This window comes from Cupriavidus sp. CP313, from assembly GCF_054072015.1.
On the sequence record NZ_JBSVZB010000045.1, the window covers coordinates 37,647 to 55,840 of the forward strand.

The 18,194-nt window shown below is 61.6% G+C and carries 15 protein-coding genes and 2 pseudogenes; 8 read left to right on the forward strand and 9 right to left on the reverse strand.

Features of this window, described 5'->3' with window-relative positions; all coding sequences use genetic code 11:
* Positions 1-279: 279 nt before the first annotated feature.
* From ACW4E8_RS36980 to ACW4E8_RS36995, 4 genes and pseudogenes are all read right to left on the reverse strand, one after another.
* Positions 280-1,506 carry an MFS transporter gene (locus tag ACW4E8_RS36980; protein WP_456809018.1) on the reverse strand — a complete coding sequence of 409 codons (1,227 nt, stop codon included), beginning with the start codon at positions 1,504-1,506 and terminating at the stop codon, positions 280-282.
* Between the two features lie 536 nt (positions 1,507-2,042).
* Positions 2,043-2,834 (reverse strand): hypothetical protein, encoded by a 792-nt coding sequence (locus tag ACW4E8_RS36985; RefSeq protein ID WP_456809019.1) that lies wholly within the window; start codon positions 2,832-2,834, stop codon positions 2,043-2,045.
* Between the two features lie 15 nt (positions 2,835-2,849).
* On the reverse strand, positions 2,850-3,602 hold the full coding sequence (locus ACW4E8_RS36990; protein ID WP_456809020.1) for an SLOG cluster 4 domain-containing protein: 753 nt from the start codon (positions 3,600-3,602) through the stop codon (positions 2,850-2,852).
* Positions 3,603-3,888: 286 nt separating this feature from the next.
* Positions 3,889-4,479, reverse strand: a pseudogene (locus tag ACW4E8_RS36995) (IS30 family transposase); the annotation flags it as partial.
* Here ACW4E8_RS36995 and ACW4E8_RS37000 point away from each other — a divergent pair.
* The 3 genes and pseudogenes from ACW4E8_RS37000 to ACW4E8_RS37010 form a co-directional block, all read left to right on the forward strand.
* Positions 4,476-4,589: pseudogene (locus ACW4E8_RS37000) on the forward strand (IS30 family transposase); the annotation flags it as partial. The pseudogenes ACW4E8_RS36995 and ACW4E8_RS37000 sit on opposite strands and share 4 nt — an antisense overlap.
* A gap of 227 nt (positions 4,590-4,816) precedes the next feature.
* Positions 4,817-5,890, forward strand: coding sequence for an extracellular catalytic domain type 1 short-chain-length polyhydroxyalkanoate depolymerase (locus tag ACW4E8_RS37005; RefSeq protein ID WP_456809021.1), 1,074 nt, complete (start codon positions 4,817-4,819; stop codon positions 5,888-5,890).
* 71 nt (positions 5,891-5,961) lie between these two features.
* The gene (locus ACW4E8_RS37010) at positions 5,962-8,376 is read left to right on the forward strand and encodes a proprotein convertase P-domain-containing protein (protein ID WP_456809022.1); all 2,415 of its coding nucleotides are present in this window, start codon (positions 5,962-5,964) and stop codon (positions 8,374-8,376) included.
* Here the strand turns inward: ACW4E8_RS37010 and ACW4E8_RS37015 are convergent.
* Both ACW4E8_RS37015 and ACW4E8_RS37020 read right to left on the reverse strand, forming a co-directional pair.
* Complete coding sequence (locus ACW4E8_RS37015; RefSeq protein WP_456809023.1) at positions 8,373-8,645, reverse strand: protoglobin domain-containing protein; 273 nt, start codon at positions 8,643-8,645, stop codon at positions 8,373-8,375. The genes ACW4E8_RS37010 and ACW4E8_RS37015 overlap by 4 nt on opposite strands.
* Before the next feature lie 46 nt (positions 8,646-8,691).
* Positions 8,692-8,826: a hypothetical protein gene (locus tag ACW4E8_RS37020; RefSeq protein ID WP_456809024.1), complete on the reverse strand. Its 135-nt coding sequence runs from the start codon at positions 8,824-8,826 to the stop codon at positions 8,692-8,694.
* A 115-nt stretch (positions 8,827-8,941) separates the two neighbouring features.
* Here ACW4E8_RS37020 and ACW4E8_RS37025 point away from each other — a divergent pair, with 115 nt between their 5' ends.
* Positions 8,942-9,343, forward strand: a complete 402-nt coding sequence (locus ACW4E8_RS37025) for a universal stress protein (RefSeq protein WP_456809033.1) — start codon at positions 8,942-8,944, stop codon at positions 9,341-9,343.
* A 69-nt stretch (positions 9,344-9,412) separates the two neighbouring features.
* Here ACW4E8_RS37025 and ACW4E8_RS37030 read toward each other — a convergent pair whose 3' ends face one another.
* Positions 9,413-11,212: a PHA/PHB synthase family protein gene (locus tag ACW4E8_RS37030; protein WP_456809025.1), complete on the reverse strand. Its 1,800-nt coding sequence runs from the start codon at positions 11,210-11,212 to the stop codon at positions 9,413-9,415.
* A gap of 273 nt (positions 11,213-11,485) precedes the next feature.
* Here ACW4E8_RS37030 and phaZ (ACW4E8_RS37035) point away from each other — a divergent pair, with 273 nt between their 5' ends.
* Positions 11,486-12,670, forward strand: a complete 1,185-nt coding sequence (phaZ, locus tag ACW4E8_RS37035; protein ID WP_456809026.1) for a polyhydroxyalkanoate depolymerase — start codon at positions 11,486-11,488, stop codon at positions 12,668-12,670.
* A gap of 93 nt (positions 12,671-12,763) precedes the next feature.
* On the opposite strand, the gene phaZ (ACW4E8_RS37040) is transcribed toward phaZ (ACW4E8_RS37035), so the two are convergent.
* On the reverse strand, positions 12,764-13,999 hold the full coding sequence (gene phaZ, locus ACW4E8_RS37040; protein WP_456809027.1) for a polyhydroxyalkanoate depolymerase: 1,236 nt from the start codon (positions 13,997-13,999) through the stop codon (positions 12,764-12,766).
* Between the two features lie 882 nt (positions 14,000-14,881).
* Positions 14,882-16,135 (reverse strand): polyhydroxyalkanoate depolymerase, encoded by a 1,254-nt coding sequence (locus ACW4E8_RS37045; protein ID WP_456809028.1) that lies wholly within the window; start codon positions 16,133-16,135, stop codon positions 14,882-14,884.
* A gap of 98 nt (positions 16,136-16,233) precedes the next feature.
* On the opposite strand from ACW4E8_RS37045, the gene ACW4E8_RS37050 reads away from it, so the two are divergent.
* The 3 genes from ACW4E8_RS37050 to ACW4E8_RS37060 all read left to right on the forward strand — a co-directional run bounded on the left by ACW4E8_RS37050 (position 16,234) and on the right by ACW4E8_RS37060 (position 18,010).
* Positions 16,234-16,887 (forward strand): glutathione S-transferase family protein, encoded by a 654-nt coding sequence (locus ACW4E8_RS37050; RefSeq protein WP_456809029.1) that lies wholly within the window; start codon positions 16,234-16,236, stop codon positions 16,885-16,887.
* 39 nt (positions 16,888-16,926) lie between these two features.
* Positions 16,927-17,040, forward strand: coding sequence for a helix-turn-helix domain-containing protein (locus tag ACW4E8_RS37055; RefSeq protein WP_456809030.1), 114 nt, complete (start codon positions 16,927-16,929; stop codon positions 17,038-17,040).
* Positions 17,041-17,467: 427 nt separating this feature from the next.
* Positions 17,468-18,010 (forward strand): SRPBCC family protein, encoded by a 543-nt coding sequence (locus ACW4E8_RS37060; protein ID WP_456809031.1) that lies wholly within the window; start codon positions 17,468-17,470, stop codon positions 18,008-18,010.
* The last annotated feature ends 184 nt before the right edge of the window (positions 18,011-18,194 follow it).

Genomic DNA, 18,194 nt, shown 5'->3' on the forward strand with positions numbered 1-18,194 from the left:
CGAGGGGTATTGCGATTGTGGGAAGTCCACATTTTGCATTGCCTCCCAGCCGACCTTCCGGCTGAGACGGCCGTGGATACTGGAGCATTTCGTTCCATGGCAGAGGGGCTTCTGGTGGAAGCCCACGAGTCCGATTTGAGTGTCGCTAGCGAGGTGACGCAAGCGCGCGTGAGGAAGCATTGAAGGTTGGCCCCGAAACTTATGAAGGCGAGCTGGATATGGATTTTGTATCTTGGAGCGCTCGGGTCCTCAGAAGTAAAAGCCTCGATTTGCTGGTCATTAGCCGATTCCTCCAGCGAGTCGGGCTGATTCAGGCAGGGATTTCAATCGCAGCATTGCCAGCACGCCCAAAGCAGGCCCAGGAGCCAAAAACACAAATGCCCATCGCCACCCGAGGGCGCCCGCTAGTAACGGGATGAGCCAGATCGTTGCGACCGTGAGAATGAAGCCGATGGCAAGTTGCAGTGTCAGGGCTGTTCCTACATAAGATTGGTCCGCAAGCTCTGTCACCATTGCAGAAAACTGCGGCGAGTCCGCGACCACGGTGAACCCCCACACTAGGCCAACAAGGAAAAGCAGCCAGGGGGACGAGTCGAACAACAACCCAATGAGCACGCAGCAAGTCCCAGAAATAGCCATCATGAGGGCGGTCGTCCTAGTCCTGCCCCACCGATCTCCGAGGATGCCACCGACCCAACAGCCCACCCCCCCAGCGGCGATAACTGCGAATGTCGCGTAGGCCGCGGCCGGGCCAACCCTGATTCCCTTGGCTACCAGCGCTTCGGAGAAGAACGCCAAGAACCACGCATACATTGCGAACAGTTCCCACATGTGGCCGAAGTATCCAAACGAAGCGAGCCTAACCCCGCGATTCGCGAATACCCGCCACGTTTGCGTGGGATCGAACCTCGCCCTGGGGAAGGGAAAAGGGCCTTCCTTCACCGCGAACACTGTGATTACGCCTCCCGCGAGGGTCAGCACGCTGGTTACGTAGATGACCAGCCGCCAGTTCAGTCCACCGAGTCCGTTGATGAGATGGGGCATCGCTTGGCCGACGACTATTGCTCCAACGAGAATCCCTAGCGCGATACCGCGCCCCTTGCGGAACCACGTGCACATCAGCTTGAGGGCCGGCGGGTAGACGCCGGCGAGGAAAAAGCCTGTTGCGAAGCGCAATGCGATTCCGACGCCTGCTCCGCTTGCGACCTCCAGCAGTCCGTTCGCTGTGGCAGCCCCGACCGCTCCCCCAATGATCACATGCCTCGGCGGCACGACATCGGAGATGTTGAGTAGGCTCGAGACCAGTGCGCCGCACACAAAGCCGAGTTGAACCGCGATGGTGAGCCACGCGGCCGCACTTACGGAGAGCGCCCATTCCGCGCGCAGTTGAGGAATCACTGCGGCGGCCGAGAACCACGGCGTCATGGACAGGACAAGCGTGACGGCGAGCAGCACCAGTGCACGCCATCGACCGGGACTCTGCTCTTGGAGGACGTCCCCGCTCATTCTCGTACTCCATCCTCAATGTTGAATCGCGGCCGGATATTAGCCTGAATACTGCGTCTCGCATCACGAGACACTGACGCGCTCTATGCGCCGCTTTGCAACTGCAGACCGACGCGATCGAGCACGCTTCAATACGGAGAATCTTCGCTGACATGACGAGACCCGAATTCGAACTATAACGTGATCTCGAAACCTGAGTCCCTGTCTGCGAAGTGGAATCGAATCCGGTGCAACACACCACGGCCGCCAAGAGCGAGGCCCAGGCCGCTCGCTTTGGGTTGTTCTGCGACCCTCAGTCAACCGCAGATCGGCGATGAACTTTTTTTGGTTCTGCGCGTATCCACGGGGTAGGGTGACGGTCTCAAAGCGACCCCCGTTTGCAACATTCAGCTATCAGTGCTGTGAAAGGCAGCAATCGGAGGGGAAACGGCGATTAACTGGCTGGCGATTAGGTTCGGCTTGCCGGCCATTATGACAGTCGCGGGTTGCAGCCAAGGTCCAGCCCGACGATCCGGCGCTCTTACGCGGTGCCCGGACTACGAGCTGGCAGGTCCGGAGCCAGCCAGCGTGGGATCCTCGCGCAGATAGATCAGCGCGTCTTCATCCGTCATTGAAGCCAATTCAGGCTGACGCCATCGCATCTGGATCTTTCCTTGCGTCCCACCGATTTGCGGTGCCGACGACCGCGCATAGTGCTGCTGCGCTGACTCAACGTTCGCGAGCGGGGCCCATTCCTTAGTTGTCCAGTATTTCCCCTTTAGAATCCATTCTTTCTTGTGCTCTTGTTCGTGCAGCAGGTCAAGTTCAACGCAACCTTGGTGCATAGCGCCATGCTCCGCCTTGTACTTATCGAAGCCAGGTTTATTCGTGTAGACGACGAAAAGACGCACAGTATCTGCTTGCTCTATGCGCTCAAGGCTCCACGTTTCGACCTCTGATACGCTGACAATTTCCCCCTCGCGTAGGCGAAACTCTCCATAATAAAGTCGGTCGAAGTCATGTTTGATAGTGACTATCGACCGGAAAGGTGGGTCTCGGTAAGTCAGCGATTCCGAACTCGCATACCAGGTGCCGCTGAGGTCTGGAAAGCGCACTAGCCGTCCCCGGAAGACTCGCCATCGCCAGAGTCTTTTCTCGAAAAGGAACCGAAAAGCAAAAACGGCCGATGCAGCAAAACCGACAATTTCGCTTGCCATCGCAAACAACTCCTGCGGCCCGGTCGGTATACGGAGACTACCATCCTTCAGAGCGAACCAGATCATAGCCACGACGACGGCAATATACGTCGATGCCTTGTCAAGAGGCTCGCGAATGGCGGTTTTACTCATTTTTGCGTCTTACCCTCACGGCGCTCCGGATATCTGGCGAATGGCGGCCTCAAAGTGTTGGCTGGCCTCGGGGTGTCCCGGCAAGCCAGGAAATCCCGTTTCCAGCAGCGGTCCCTTGACGCTGACTTGCTGCACACAGCACTGCACCAAATCCTGAACGCTGCCGCGCCAGTCACTGGCTGTCTGGAGAGCGCCCGTGATCAGTGCAAGAACTTCCGCAGCCGTCCAGGATTTCGACCATGCTCCGGGAAAGGCAGCGATTGGCTGACAAAGATAGAGATCAGTGTGCTCGGCGTTACTGCCGGCGCCAAAGTACTTCGCCAGATTTCGGCTTAGACGAGCCACTGCGCCGCCTTTCTGGCCGCCGTAGAAGAACAGCTGCTTGCCAGCGGCGGCGGCGAAACCCAATTCGGCCAACGTTCCACGGCTCCCGCCGAAGGCGACCAAGACATCAGGTGTTACGCCGTTGACTACGTTGCGCACGTTGTGAGGAGCCCCTGTGTACAAGAGCAAATGAGTCGGAGAGCGCCAATCCCACGCAACGCCTTCAGCCGGCAGGATCCCTACTGCACGTGCCACTGCCGACTTGTCTCGTTGTGCCGCCAGTGCGCCATGGACCGTCGCGTTCTCAACCTCATCGTCGTCCTGGTCACCACCTCCCGTAAGCAGAATGCACCCCGCCTGAGCGACAGCACGGCCGAACTCTTGCGCTGCTCCTTTCTGCTTGTCTCCCCCGATAGCCCCGATGATAACTCGCCGTTCATTCATAATGCATGCTCCCAGAGAGCTTCGCGGGAGGGGGCAATGAATGCCTGCCTTCGTCGACCGGCCAACGTCGATCTTCAATCTCGCCAGAGAACACTTCTGTGCGTTGGCGCACAGTGTGAGGAACCGGAATTCATGAGACTGCGTTTTCTGGAGAATCAACGACTTAGCAGCAAACTCGGCTAGCCCTCGCCCGCATTAGAACCGGAAATGGCGAGACTGCCGTGACGCGAAGCGCGAATTCGCTGGACTGCGCCTCAACGGCCACCGGCTCTTGCCGACTGCGGATTCAACCGGTCGATGCAACAGCTTGATGGAATCGTTCAGCCGGTGTATCGAAGTTTAGTGTCTTGCGCGGGCGTTCGTTGAGCCGCCTGGCGATGGCGTTGAGCTTGGCTTGCGAATAGACCGAGAAATCGGTTCCTTTCGGGAGGTACTGTCTCAAGAGCCCATTCGTGTTTTCGTTCGTGCCGCGTTGCCAAGGATTCTGAGGATCGCAGAAGTAGACCTTGATGTCGGTCGCGACAGTGAAGCGCTTGTGACCAGCCATCTCCGTGCCACGATCCCAAGTCAGCGATTTGTACAGTTCCTGCGGCAGCTTGCCGGCGTGCCTTATCAGGGCGTTGACTACAGCCTCGGAGTCCTTGCTGGCAATCTTTACCAGCATCACGAACCGGGTCCGGCGTTCGACGAGTGTTGCAATCTGGCTGTTGGCGCTGCCGAACAGCAAATCGCCTTCCCAGTGCCCGGGTATCGCGCGATCCGCTGCTGTGGCAGGGCGTTCACGGATCGATACGGCATCTCGGATGTTCGTACGGTCGTCGGTCTTCAGTGTGTGTTGGCGCGATCTACGCATGGCTCGAGAACGCCGTAGGTGTTGCGGGTTGGCTTAAGCACGTGTATGCGGTCAACAAGGACTATCAGGTGTCGCACGAGACAATCTATCGGAGCCTCTACATCCAGGCCCGTGGTGCGCTTAAAAGAGAGCTGCTGGTCTGCTCTGCATCATAAATGTTACAAATTAAGAATATTGCAACTCTCAAATTACGTTCTTCTACTTGCGCCCCCTATTTGCACGTCTACATTAGAGTTCTGGTTGCACGGAGGCTAGGCAGGAACGTGCCCAACGCCTGCGCCAGTTGTCCATTGGCTGCAAGGCGAGTCTTGTCATTGCGTGACCAGAACCAGGGCAGTCAAGCCTTCGAGCGGAGTTCACGATGGATGCAACTCTGGCTGTGTCTCAAGTGTCTCCCCGCAAAAAAAATGGTAGCAGCCGGCTCGGCACGCTCCTGTTTGTGCTGTTGTTGGCGCTGCCGATAAGGGCTCACGCTCAGTTTTTTTGCAGCTGGTTCCCGTTCCTTTGTCCGAAAGCTTGCAGTCAGCCGTTGACCGAAGTGACCGAGTTTGGTTCTAACCCCGGCAATCTGAAGATGTGCACGTACTTGCCACCAAATCTCGGTGCATCTCGCCCGCTGGTAGTCGCTCTCCACGGGTGCTCGCAACAGGCGGCAGATTACGATGACGAGACGGGCTGGATCAAGTTCGCTGACAAGCACCGTTTCGCGCTGCTGCTGCCACAACAACAGCAAGCCAACAATTCGAGACAATGCTTCAACTGGTTCGAGGCCGGCGACAACGAGCGCGACAAAGGCGAAGCGCGATCGATACGGAACATGATTGGCAAGTTCGTGGCCAGTGCCGTCATCGACCCGGAGAAGGTCTATGTCACTGGCCTCTCTGCAGGCGGCGGCATGACCGCAGTCATGTTGGCGACCTATCCGGAAGTGTTCGCCGGCGGCGCGATCATCGCCGGTATTCCATACAAATGCGCGAATAATGTGTCTGAAGCGCTGGATCAATGCGGGGTCAGTCTAACGGGCCAAGTTGCGCCAATGAAGGACTTGACGCCCGCCGCCTGGGGCAATCTGGTGCGCAATGCATCAAATCACAACGGACGGCTTCCAAGCATTTCGATCTGGCAGGGCACGAGCGACACCACCGTCAACCCGGTAGACCAGAGAGAGCTGGTGGATCAGTGGACCAACGTGCTGGGCATCGATCAGACACCGGATGGCCAGGATACGATCCATGGCCATGAGCACAAGCTATACAAGGACAGCACTGGCAAGGTCCTCGTCGAATCGGTGCTGGTCAACGGCATGGGGCACGGCACGCCGATCGCTCCAGGCAATGCGGAAAACCAGTGCGGCAAGGTTGCGTCCTTCATACGAGACGCCGGGATATGCTCTAGCTTCTACATCACGAAGTTCTGGGGAATTGACTCGCCATGAGGGCCGAACGGGGGCTCCGCCAAGCGCGAAGAGTGACACTACGGCATTGGTAAGATGGAGGAGACAGCATCATGGCTGAAGAAAACCCCTGCGAAGAACTGGGCCGTTATCTCTGGCGGGCAGGCGAGAGAATTGCGGTCGCTCAGTTGCCCGACCGTTTCACTGTGCGGATGAAACGTGGCATTGCCCAAGAGAAGGTCGCGAGGGATTACCCTACCACTCATCGTCGCCGTCTGCGTCGGCAGAATCTCGATGAGTTTTCCGTGGACGCAGAGGAACGCGATGCGGTCATGGAGCGGGTGCGCCGCGGCAGCGATGTGGAGTTCGCCTCCCATGTCTACGCTCCCACCGATGACCCCCAGGCCAAGCTGTATCTCACCGACCAGATCACGGTGCAGTTCAAGCCGGAAGTTTCCGACGACGAAATCCAGACAATCACCACCGGCCTTGGGCTGACACTGGTGAAGGAACTCCGCGGCGTGTCCCGCGCCTATGTCTTCCGGGTCGGACCTCAGGCCACCGAAAACCCGATCAAGATCGCCAACCGGCTCGCGGAGAACGACAAGGTGCTAGTCAGCGAGCCGAATGTCGCGATTGCGTCCCGAAGCCACTATGCACCAGCTGATACGCTATTTCCCGACCAATGGCATCTCTTCAACACCGGAGGCCCATTGCTGTCGACCGCCGCGCATATCGACGCGGTGCATGCGTGGGACCTGACCCGCGGCGAGCGCTCCGTCATCGTGGCCGTGGCCGATGACTCCTGTGACCTCAATCACGCGGATTTCCAAGGGCCGGGCAAGATCGTCGCGCCGCGGGATTTCGCCGGGCAGGACTTCGAACCCCTGCCGGAGCTGGAGGATGACAACCATGGCACGGCCTGCTGCGGTGTCGCGGTGGCCGAAGAAACCGGTACGGGCGTGGTAGGCGTTGCACCGGGCTGCGCGCTCATGCCGATCCGCACCAGCGGGTTCATCGACGACACCTCCATCGAAGACCTGTGCGATTGGGTCATCGACCATGGTGCCAGCGTCATGTCGTGTAGTTGGGGGGTGGCCGCCCGCTATTTCAGCCTGAGCATGCGCATGCGCAACGCTCTGCACCGGGTAGCCACCGTCGGGCGCGGCGGAAAAGGCTGTGTGGTGGTCTTCGCCGCAGGGAACGAGAACCGTCCGGTCAGGGGCACGGTGACCGAGACCGGCTGGCCGAACAACCAACCGAGCGGTCCAACGCAATGGCTGGCCGGCTTCGCCGCCCACCAGGATGTCGTCGCCGTGGCCGCATCCAGTAGCCTGGCAACCAAATCGGCTTACAGCAACTGGGGCCGGGAAATCGCCGTAAGCGCGCCGAGCAACAACAGAGCCCCGCGCACCTATCCCCAAGTCACCGTTCCGGTCGCCGGAAGAGGCATCGTCACGAGCGACCGAGTCGGACCGAGCGGGTACTCCAGCACCGATTACACGCACGATTTCGGCGGTACCTCCAGCGCCTGCCCAACGGTGGCCGGCGTGGCCGCCTTGATCCTCTCTGCCAATCCCCTCCTGACTGCGCAGGAAGTGCGGGACATATTGCAAGCCACAGCCGACAAGATCCTTGACAACAACCCGGATCCGCAACTTGGCAACCGCTTCGGCACCTACAACGGCGATGGGCATTCCCAGTGGTTCGGCTTCGGCCGGGTGAATGCGTTCCAGGCGGTGACCGAGGCGTTGCGTCGGCTGGAGGGCGCAACGGGGAAAACTGTGCGCGAGTCCTCCGCGCCGGCTCTCTCCATCCCAGACAACGACATCGACGGCACGCGCGATACCATCCAAATTGGCGATACCGGCAGCCTGGCATCCATCAAAGTCAGTGTGGACATTGGCCACACCTTCATCGGCGACCTGCGCCTCATTTTGATTTCTCCCTCGGGTCGGCAGGTGGTGCTACATAACCGCAATGGCGGCTCTGCCGACAACATCCGGCGTGATTACGACGCTGCCTCGACCCCGGCCCTCTCGGCTCTCTCCGGAGAACCCATTGACGGCGACTGGGTCTTGTGGGTGCAGGATTTGGCCACCTCCGATCGCGGCACCCTGCACCGCTGGGAACTCGAAATCACCACTCGAGCCGGCACCGTGGTCGAAGCCCAGGAGGCACCGGGCGCAGCGATTCCCGACAACAATCCAGCCGGCATCGAACGCACGCTCAGCACGACCGAAAGCGGCCAGATTCAGGATTTGCAAGTGTCGGTGGATATCACCCACACCTACATCGGCGATCTCACGGTCACGCTGGTCTCCCCCACCGGCACGCAGGTGGTGCTGCACAACCGCAGCGGCGGCTCCCAGGACAATCTCGTCCGCGGCTTCCGGGTTGCCGACACACCGACCTTGCAAGCCCTGCGCGGCCAACCACTGGAAGGCGCTTGGAAACTGCGGGTGGCCGACCTGGAAGCCGTGGACGTCGGCAAGCTCAACCGCTGGGGCTTGAAGATCAGTCGTTAGCGAGGCCGGGGCGCCCTGCGGGTCATAGCAGCAGGCTTGACGAAACGGCGAGCGGACACGGGTTGGCGAAAATAGAACTCTTTGTCCTTGACATACGGCTGACTCCACAGCGTCACTTGGAGCAGGCAGGATTTGACCCACGCCGCGTGCATCTTCTCCACCTCGTCGCTCGTATGGCCCTTCTTCTGAAGAAACGGCTTGAGGGAGAACGTGATGGGATAGATCAGCAAAAACAGATCCCCGAACGGGACGATACTGGTCGAGGCCACACCGTCAGTCCGGTTTTTCGCGATTCGATGGTGCCGGCGCCCAATCTCATACTGATAGCACGTCATCGTCGCCGAACAGCACGCTCTTCTTCATCAGCTCGAATTCCGCCAGGGTGATGGGCGAGCTTGGCACGGCGGACGTGCCATAGAGGTAGCCAGGGATCTGCAAGCCTGCACTCATTGGGGCCTCCCTTCAACGACCGCGGTTACATGTACGCCATCTCCGTGGCAAGATAGCCGCCAGTTGGGACTGGATCAAGATGGCACTTTTCGGTAAGACAGACCAATCATCAAGCATGAGGCGTTTTCGGCCGGGTCGCGGACTGCGGCGCGGCTCGGGGGTGACGGCGGTTGGCGCAAAGATCACGGCGTTTACTTGCATGGATGAGTATCCCTTCCTGACATCCGCTGACGCCGGCCACCAGACCCGCAAGGCGTTCGAGGAACACGCAGCGATCGAGGCCAGGGCGAGGCTGAATCAGTTCGTGACGGCCGCGCAGGCCGGGGTTGCCTGCAGAACGGATACGGCGGCGGCGACGGCGCCGTATAAGGAGATCATCGAGGCCGCCAACCGTCACGGCTGCGATGTGATTTTCATGGCATCACATGAAAGTCGTGGCCTTGTGGGACTGCTGGTGGGCAGCGAGACACAGAAGGTGCTGACGCACTGCACGATTGCTGTGCTGGTGTACCGGTAGTGTGCGGGCAGGTCCAGCGGCGGGATCCGCCGCTACGGCTACGAGCCGCCCTCAGGCCTGCGTCATCACCTAAGGTTCGAGCACGTAACTGCCCGGCGCCTCTCCCACACGCATGGCGAGGACGGGCGGGGAGATTTTCTCAGTGGAATGTGCAGCCAGCCAGTGTTGCCAGCACGGCCACCACGAGCCGTCGGAGACCGGTGTCTGCGCGAACCATTCGGCCGGACTCAGATAGGGGGCGCCCTCGCCGCGTGTGCGGAAGCGATAATAGCGCCCCTCATGGCCCGGCTCGGCAACGATGCCTGCATTGTGTCCGCCCGAACTGAGCAGGAAACTGATCTCGGCGCGCGTCAGCAGGTGCAGCTTATAGACCGATGGCCAGGGCGACACATGATCGCGTTCCGTGCCGACCACGAACATCGGCAGACTCAGGTCGGCAAGTGCCACCGGACGCCCGTGCACGCAGTACTTGCCCTCGGCCAGGCGGTTGTTGAGGTACAGATATTCCAGCGTTTCACTATGCAGTCGATAAGGCAGGCGGGTGGTGTCCGCGTTCCAGGCCATCAGGTCTGTGGCTTGCGCGCGTTGGCCGAGCAGGTATTCACTAGCCAACCGGGACCACATGAGATCGCGCGAGTGCAGTAGCTGAAAGGCGTTTGCCAGCTGGAGGCCGTCCAGATAGCCTTGTTCCCACATCAGCGCTTCCAGATAGGCGAGTTCGCTCGCATCGATGAACAGGCCCAATTCGCCTGGCTCGCTGAAGTCGGTCTGCGCCGCAAACAGCGTCGCCGTCTTAAGCTCGGCTGCCTTGGGGCCGCCGTCGCGGCCCAGGACTTCGGCGCCAATGGCCAACAGCGTTCCGCCGAGGCAATAGCCGGCGGCATGGATGGGCACGTTGGCGACTATCCCGCGCACCTGTTCGATCGCGGCGAACAGCCCACGCTCCAGGTAGTCACTCAGGCCGAGGTCCCGGCCTTCCTTGCCAGGGTTGCACCAGGAAATCATGAAGACCGTGTGCCCCTGCGCCACCAGATAGCGCACCAAGGAGTTGTGGGGCGAAAGGTCCAGGATGTAATACTTCAGGATCCACGAGGGTACGATCAGCACCGGCTCGCGCCACACGGCCGGGGTCTGTGGCGCGTATTGAATCAACTCGAACAACGCGTTGCGAAAAATCACGTGGCCCGGGGTCGTGGCGATGTCCCTGCCGACGCGTAGGGGCGGGGGGCATCGCCGACGAGAGGTGCCTGGGGCAAAGCCTGCCAGGATGTCCCGCTGGTCGTCCAGCCATTGCCCACCCCCCGCGACGAAATTGGCGCCGCCTGTTTCGGCGGCAGCGCGCAGCACTTCGGGATTGAGCCACCAGAAGTTGCTCGGCGATAGCATGTCGGTGCACTGTCGCGCCACAAAATTGACGATGTTTTCATGATGCGGAGAAACTCCCTGCAGGCCCGTCGTGGCTTCATGCCAAAACGACTGCATGCCTAAGAACGTGTCACGTAGCGAGCCGAAAGGCCAGCGTTCCCAGTCCGCTTCGCTAAAGCGCGGGTCGCCGGCCGCGGCGAGGGCCGGCGGCGAACCCGTCAGCCAGTCCTGCATGCGCTGCAGACTCTGAAGCACTAGCGCAGTTTGCTTTCCCGGGGAGACCGCCAGATGCATGGCCCAATCCAGGCCGGCCAGCCAAAGCGTCGCCGGTGAGACGCCGCCGGTGGCAGCGGCGACGGCGGCACGCACGAGGCGGTCGAGCCGCTCGCCGGGTGTGGCAAGCGAGTGAACTGGCTGCTCGTTCGCGCAGTGTAGGGCGCTCGACGACCAAGCCAGCCCTGTGTTCGAAAATGCGTTACTGCGTGGTGTCTTCATCTCTGCCATTGCGTTCCACCTGCCTTCCGCCTTGAGGCCTTGGGCACTCGCCAGGCTGTCTGCGCCAGGCGTGACCGTTCTCGGCAGCAAGGAGCAACCGCAAATGCAATCAGTACGTCTGCTCCGCAGCCGCGCAGCGAGCAGGCGCCGTAGTTCCTGCTGTTGATGGTCAAAGAGCCCTTGGCATGGCGAACTTCCAGCTCCTCGGGATGTCACGCTATCAAGCAAGACAATCCATCGTAATTAGCTATCATGAGTCGGTTTCGCCTTGCGGAGAGCCCGTTGCAGGCGGCCACCGGCGCGCTCGCCGCGTCCTGCACGGCGCCGGAAGGTGCCAGGCAGATCTGTGCGCTCTATGAATGGCTTGCACTGGTGCGCCTGCGGCACGAGCGGCCGCCGTTTGGCATCCGCACCGTGCAGGTCGAGGGCGAGGCGGTGGCGGTTAGCGAAGTGGCCGAACGCAGCCTGCCGTTCTGCTCCCTTCTGCATTCTAGGAAGGCGCTTGCGCTCAGCCAACCGCGGGTTCTGCTGGTCGCCCCTCTGGCGGGGCATTTTGCCTCGCTGCTGCGGGGAACGGTCGCCACGATGCTGCCCGATCATGACGTTTACCTCACCGATTGGCACAACGCGCGCGATGTGCCGGTCTCGCACGGGTCCTTCGGCTTCGATGACTTCGTCGGCCTGCTGATGGACTTTCTCGACTGGTTCGGTCCGGGCGCACACGTGGTGGCGATCTGCCAGCCGACCGTGGCTACGCTGGCGGCGATCGCCCTGATGGCGGAGGACGGGCACCCGGCGCAACCGCGCAGCATGACGCTCATGGCCGGCCCCAACGATACCCGTATCCGTCCCACCCGGGTGGACGAACTGGCGGTGCGCACCCCGCTGGCGTGGTTCGAACAACATCTGATCGACGTCGTCCCGCTACGCTTTGCCGGGGCGGGGCGGCGTGTCTACCCCAGCTCCCTGCAAGTGACCGCCTTTCTGTCCATGAATCCTGCGCGGCATGCTGGCTCGCTGATGAATTGCTACCAGTACCTGGTACAGGACGATACAGCGAAAGGGGAGACGATCCGCACCTTCTACGAGGACTATTTTGCGACCATGGATGTGCCGGCGGAATTTTACCTGGACACCTTGAGCAAGGTCTTCCAGCAACACGCGCTGCCGCTGGGGCAATTGGTGGTACACGGCAGACGCGTGGACCCGCGTGCCACCCGGCGCACTGCGCTGCTGACCGTCGAAGGCGAGTTGGACGACATTTGCGCGGTTGGGCAGACGGCGGCGGCCCACGAGCTGTGCAGCGGCTTGCCGCTCCACCTGAAGTCCCACTATGTGCAGACCGGTGTCTGGCACTATGGTGCCTTCAAGGGACGACGCTGGTCGACGCAAATCTACCCGTTCGTCAGGGACGTCATATATGGCAGCGAAAGGCATGGCGAGGCGGCCGACATGCCGCGGGCGTAAATTGACGCGTCGCGCGACCGCATCGTTGGCGCGGGGCGCGAAGCTCGGACACTTGACTGGTGATCGCTTGCGCCTGCCCACGGGCTGGCGATGCTAAGTGTCGTGCCCGGTCAGATCGCGGATGCGGGGGTAGACGTCGGTGCACCAGCGAGGCCCGCAGAACAGATCATAGTGACTGCACTGGCGGGCCGTGAGGTGCCGCTTGTCGCATGCGGCGATGCCTCGGCACAGATCGTGCGCAGCCTGGGTCTGGCCCTGGCCGGAAATCTCATCCCGTTCGCCCTCGATGGTCAGCAGCGCGGTGGTACGGATGTCCTGTGGCCGCACTGCCTCGCCCCGCACCTGCCAACTGCCGCGCGCCAACTGAAATTCTTGGAACACGATCTGGATGGTGTCCAGATAAAACTCGGCCGCCATGTCGAGCACCGCGTGGTAGGCATCGCAGGCACGCCGGTGCTCCTCGGCACGCTCGGCGTCGCCGCGAACGAGATCCAGCCAGTAGTCCCAATAAGCCTCCCCCAGACAGTCTGGCTGTGCCGCCGCCAAGCCGGTAAGTTGCAGAAAACTTGGGCACACCTTGCGTCCGGCACCGGGGTAGGACTGCGGTACCGCATAAATCAGGTTACGCTCAAACCACGCGAGAGAGTGGCGCGCGGCCAGACGTCCGAGCGCAGTCGGGCTGCGGCGTGCATCGACCGGGCCGCCCATCAGGATGAGGCTCCTGGGCGTCGCTTCACCCGCGCTCGCCAACAGGGAAATGGCAGCCAGCGCTGGCACAGTGGCCTGGCAGATGGCCAGCACGTGCAGCGCTTCCGCCCCGATCCGACGGATAAAGGCCTGAAGGTGGGCCACATGGTCATCGAGATGGAACGGTCCCTCGGCCGCCGGCACGCGACGCGCATCGTTCCAATCCGTCACATACACGACATGCTCCGGCAGCAAGGCCTGCACGACTTCACGCAGCAGGACGGCATGATGGCCCGCCAGCGGCGCACAGACCAGCACCGCTGGCGTCGGAGCGGTGCAAGGGCCAAGCGCGGCCGTGTCGGGTGCGAAGCGCAGCAGGCGGCAAAACGGCCCTTCCACGATGACCTGCTCAGCCACCGGGATGACGCGACCGTCGCGCCGGATGGCGGTGATGCCAAACGAGGGCTTCTCGCAGGTTCTGCCAAGCCGGTGGAGCATCTCATAGCCAGCAGCAAAGCACGATGCGCCCGGGACATGTGCGAGGGGGCTGGCCGGATCGACGAATGCGTTTGCTGCGCTCGCCGCCCATGCGGTGAATGGCGCGAGCAGCGCGCGCTGATACTCGACGAACTGGTACAGCATGAAGACTCCCGGAGGAACGCGCACACGATTCGGCTGGCAACGTCATCCGCCCTGTGTTGCTCACGGCGATGGGCATGCTGCCGGGCTCGACTTGCCGCGCCTCTCTATGGCAACAGGTGTCACCGCGGGCGGAGCGTGCAGTCATAAACGGGCCAGAATTTCACTATATGTCGGACAGGCATTGCTGCAACGCCAAACATCAAGCGCCGCGCCGCTGGCGGGGCCTCATGGCCATCTTCTCACGCGCCTTAGCCGCGGGGCGTCGCGGCGGAATTGCGCCAGCCGAGCGCAGGATGCCGTGGAGTTGCAGAGGCGTCCCCCTGTCCGGACGGGGCGTCACGATCCGAGTCACCGACGTGGCGGCATTGGGACGGACTTTGCCGTCTCGGTCGCACACCATCTTACGGACCACGAAGCCCGTATCGGCAGGCAGGGACCTGAGCCAAGCCTTGTGGCCAAGGGCGGCGCGCATGTCCTCGTCCCCCGCTTGCCAGCGTCGCTCGAATCGCGTTGGCGGAGAAGGCAGTATCGCTGGTGGGCCATGCTGATCGGTGGGAGTCACCAGACGTACCGCCTGATATAGAGATCTTACATCCGCTTACATTCGGCCGCGTGGGGCCTCTTGTCCCGTCCCGCGGCTCCTGCCGTTGCCGCAGCCTTTCTGCGGTGCTTAATTATCCAACCACGCGGCAAGTATGGGGCAGCGACGGGGCGAATCCCGGACGGAGGAGCCGCTGCGTTTCAGGATCCGACTTTTGCAGCGGAGCGCCGAAGTTCTTCCCATCGTCCGCGACCAAATCCAGCAATACGCCTAGCGGCCTGCAATGGGCTGACGCTTCCCTGATGTGGGACGGGGAGAGCGGACCGGCTCACGCATGGCCATCAGCCGTGCACCGGCCGGGCGGCCTCCACGCAGCGCTGTTCCGTTTCGTGGATGAGCTTGCGCAGGACCGGATAGACCTGCGTCGCCCAACGCTGGCCGGCGAACACGCCGTAGTGTCCGACGCCAGTCTGGACATAGTGGGATTTCAGATTGGACTGCAGCTTGCTGCACAGCTCCTGCGCCGCCTCGGTCTGACCGACCGCGCAGATATCGTCGTTTTCCCCCTCGACCGTCAGCAGCGCCGTGTGCCGGATGGCGCTCAGATCCACGTGCCGGCCCGCCACCGTCAAGCGGCCACGCGGCAGGGCGTGCTGCTGGAACACCCGATCCACGGTCTCAAGATAGAACTCGGCCGGCAGGTCCATCGTCGCGAAATAGTCGGTGTAGAAGGCACGGATCGCCTCGGCCTTGGCTGTCTCGTCTTCCAGCTTGTACCGGTAAGCATGGTTCAGCGAAGCAATATGCCGATCCAGGTTCATGGACATGAACGCGCACACTTGCACGAATCCGGGGTAGACGCGCCGCATCGCCCCGTCGAAGCGAGTCGGCACGGTGTCGATCAGGTTGGCCTCGAACCACGCGAGTGGAGTGCGCACCGCCAGTGCATTGATGCGGGTCGGATTGATGCGGGTATCGATCGGCCCGGCCATCAGCGTCATGCTGCGCGGCAGCGCGAGATCGCGGTCTTCGGACATCAGCGCGACGGCGGCCAGGGTGGCCACGGTCGGCTGGCAGACCGCCACCACATGGGTTCCTGGACCGAGCCAGCGGAGAAGGCCGATCAACTGGGCGACGAAGTCGTCAAAGCTGAAGGGCCCGCAGGACAAAGGGATATCGCGCGCATTACGCCAGTCGGTGAGATAGACATCGTGGTCGGCCAGCATCGTGGCTGCCGTTGCGCGCAGCAAACTGGCGAAATGGCCCGCCAGGGGCGCGATTAGCAGCACGCGCGGTTGTCCAGGCGCAACGTCCCTCCTAAAATGCAGAAGGGAGCAAAACGGCGTGGCGAGCACCACCTCTTCGCTCACCGCGACGCTACCACCGTCGACCCGGACCGCGTGGATGCCAAAGGACGGGCGCTCGTGACGCAGCCGCACGAGTGCGCTCCATTCCAGGAGTGCGCACCACTCCCGCGCGAATTGTCGCCGGGACGCAAGCCCTGACGAGGCAGTGCAGGAAGCGGCTGCAGAGTCGGTCGCCGCCTGCAGTGGTGCCATCAGGTCGGCCAACAGCTGATATGCCTGGTAAATCATGGGGGTGACTCACAGAACGCACATCGGCAGCCACGCAGCGATATGCATGACGTTGCGTCGATGTCACTCAGTCACTCCATTATCTCTTAGATTTCGCCATGTCAAAGACAACCCTGACCATCAACAGCAGGAACTATGGCGCGTGGTCGCTACGCGCCTGGTTGCTGGCGAAATTCAGTGGGCTGGAATTCGAGGAGATCCTGGTGCCGATGACAGACTCGGCCAGCCGCGCGGAACTCTTGCTGCTTTCGCCCTCGACCCTTGTCCCGCGCCTGGAGCACGAGGGTGCGACAGTCTGCGATACCCTGGCCATTGCCGAGTATCTGAACGAAGTGCGGCCGGAGGCGCGGCTTCTACCCGCGGACCGCATTGCCCGTGCCCACTGTCGCGCGATTTGCGGCGAAATGCATTCGGGGTTCAACTCCATGCGCGCAGCCTTGCCGATGAACCTGCGCGCCCACCGCTCCGATTTTAAGGTCTGGTCGCGCGCCCAGAGCGATATCGATCGGATCACCGCCATCTGGCGCGAATGCCTGTCGGCTTACGGCGGACCTTATCTGTTCGGCACGCGCACGATGGCCGATGCCATGTACGCGCCGGTCGTGACCCGATTTCGCACCTACGAGGTCAAGCTTGATGACGTCTCGGAAACCTATTGCCATACGATCATGGCGTTGCCGGAAATCCAGGAATGGATGGAGGCGGCACGGCAGGAGCCCGAAGAGATCGACGAACTGGATAACGAGTTCTGAGCATCCCAAGCCCATGCATACGCCCCCGTTCGGGATGTGATGCGCGCGCGAATCGCGTTGTGGGCGCACGAAGGCCACTCTAATATGGTCATTGCGCGGGAACTGGGTGTATCGGTGCAAACGGTCTGTAGCGCAAGCGATCGATTAGCATGATCCGCTCGACTGCTTTCCCGACAACCGGAAACAGCCTGCGCAGACCGGTATGAAAGAGCAGCGGCTCGTCGTCGTCGATCAGGTACTGGTTGAATCCGCCACCACCAGGGATCTCGACTGGCGTGGAGATGCGATAGATGCGGTCCGCAATCTCGTCGATTGTTGTACCGCTCGAAAGGGATAGGGTCGCCATGGTGCGCTCCCTTCTTGGGCAACTAACGTGGTCCAGGCTCGGCCAGATCGGCGGTGCACGTTCGGCGATTGTCGACCATCCAGCTACTGATGTCCAATGACCACTTCTGTTGACCGGAAGCCGACGGTGCATGGTCCTTGGCTGAGGTACGACCGCCAGGGAGACGAGCGCCTCGTTGACATGGTGACCATGTCTATAGTGAAGGCAGGAACCGTTTCCTGCGAGCCTCGTGCCATGCCTTTTCGAAAGACGGCTTTCCGTGCCCTCGTGGCAATCTGCGCGATTACCGTGCTGCTTTTTGCGCCACTACCCTGGCAGCCGATGACAAGAATTCACAGCGAGGTCACAATTCAACGACCGCCTGAGGAGGTGTTTGCGTACGTGTCGACACCGGCCAACTGGCCGGCATGGCATCCATCGTCGCTTGAAGTGCGTGGCGCCACCGATCATTCGCTGCAGGTCGGAGAACAGGTGACCGAAGCCTTCAGGGTAGCGGGCCGCGAAGGGACGGTCGTCTGGACGGTGACGGGGCGCCGGGCTCCGGCGTTCTGGAGCATCGACGGCGACATCGACGGTAGGAAGGCGGGGACTGTCACGTATACGTTGACGCCGATCGACACCGGCACGCGGTTCGAGCGTGATTTCACCTACCAGGCGCCTACGTTGCTGTTCTCGCTGCTCAACTGGGCGGCGCTGCGCAAACAGATCGAAGCCGAGTCGAGAGAAGCGTTGCGGCGCCTCAAGGTCCGGCTCGATGGCGGCGCCCTGACGGGCTAGTTTGCGCTGCGCGCAACCGTTGCAGGCACGCTGGCGTGGATGCCGTCGCGTGCGCCTGCGCATGATTTCATCAGATCTGACCGCTGTAGACAGGGCGGATTCAACCGGTCGTCGCAACACTAGATTGTTGAACAGATTTTAAGTATTCGTCCAGGGCTTCTGCGGGTGTCTTCCAACCAAGCGT

Coding starts and splice junctions, on each gene's coding strand:
- ACW4E8_RS37055 (WP_456809030.1), top strand. CDS start 16,927: ATGCGCGCGCGAATCGCGTTGTGGGCGCACGAAGGCCACTCTAATATG.
- ACW4E8_RS37050 (WP_456809029.1), top strand. CDS start 16,234: ATGTCAAAGACAACCCTGACCATCAACAGCAGGAACTATGGCGCGTGG.
- ACW4E8_RS36990 (WP_456809020.1), bottom strand. CDS start 3,602: ATGAATGAACGGCGAGTTATCATCGGGGCTATCGGGGGAGACAAGCAG.
- ACW4E8_RS36980 (WP_456809018.1), bottom strand. CDS start 1,506: ATGAGCGGGGACGTCCTCCAAGAGCAGAGTCCCGGTCGATGGCGTGCA.
- ACW4E8_RS37030 (WP_456809025.1), bottom strand. CDS start 11,212: ATGGCAGAGATGAAGACACCACGCAGTAACGCATTTTCGAACACAGGG.
- ACW4E8_RS37020 (WP_456809024.1), bottom strand. CDS start 8,826: ATGAGTGCAGGCTTGCAGATCCCTGGCTACCTCTATGGCACGTCCGCC.
- ACW4E8_RS37045 (WP_456809028.1), bottom strand. CDS start 16,135: ATGATTTACCAGGCATATCAGCTGTTGGCCGACCTGATGGCACCACTG.
- ACW4E8_RS37060 (WP_456809031.1), top strand. CDS start 17,468: ATGCCTTTTCGAAAGACGGCTTTCCGTGCCCTCGTGGCAATCTGCGCG.
- ACW4E8_RS36985 (WP_456809019.1), bottom strand. CDS start 2,834: ATGAGTAAAACCGCCATTCGCGAGCCTCTTGACAAGGCATCGACGTAT.
- ACW4E8_RS37005 (WP_456809021.1), top strand. CDS start 4,817: ATGGATGCAACTCTGGCTGTGTCTCAAGTGTCTCCCCGCAAAAAAAAT.
- phaZ (WP_456809027.1), bottom strand. CDS start 13,999: ATGCTGTACCAGTTCGTCGAGTATCAGCGCGCGCTGCTCGCGCCATTC.
- ACW4E8_RS37010 (WP_456809022.1), top strand. CDS start 5,962: ATGGCTGAAGAAAACCCCTGCGAAGAACTGGGCCGTTATCTCTGGCGG.
- ACW4E8_RS37025 (WP_456809033.1), top strand. CDS start 8,942: ATGAGGCGTTTTCGGCCGGGTCGCGGACTGCGGCGCGGCTCGGGGGTG.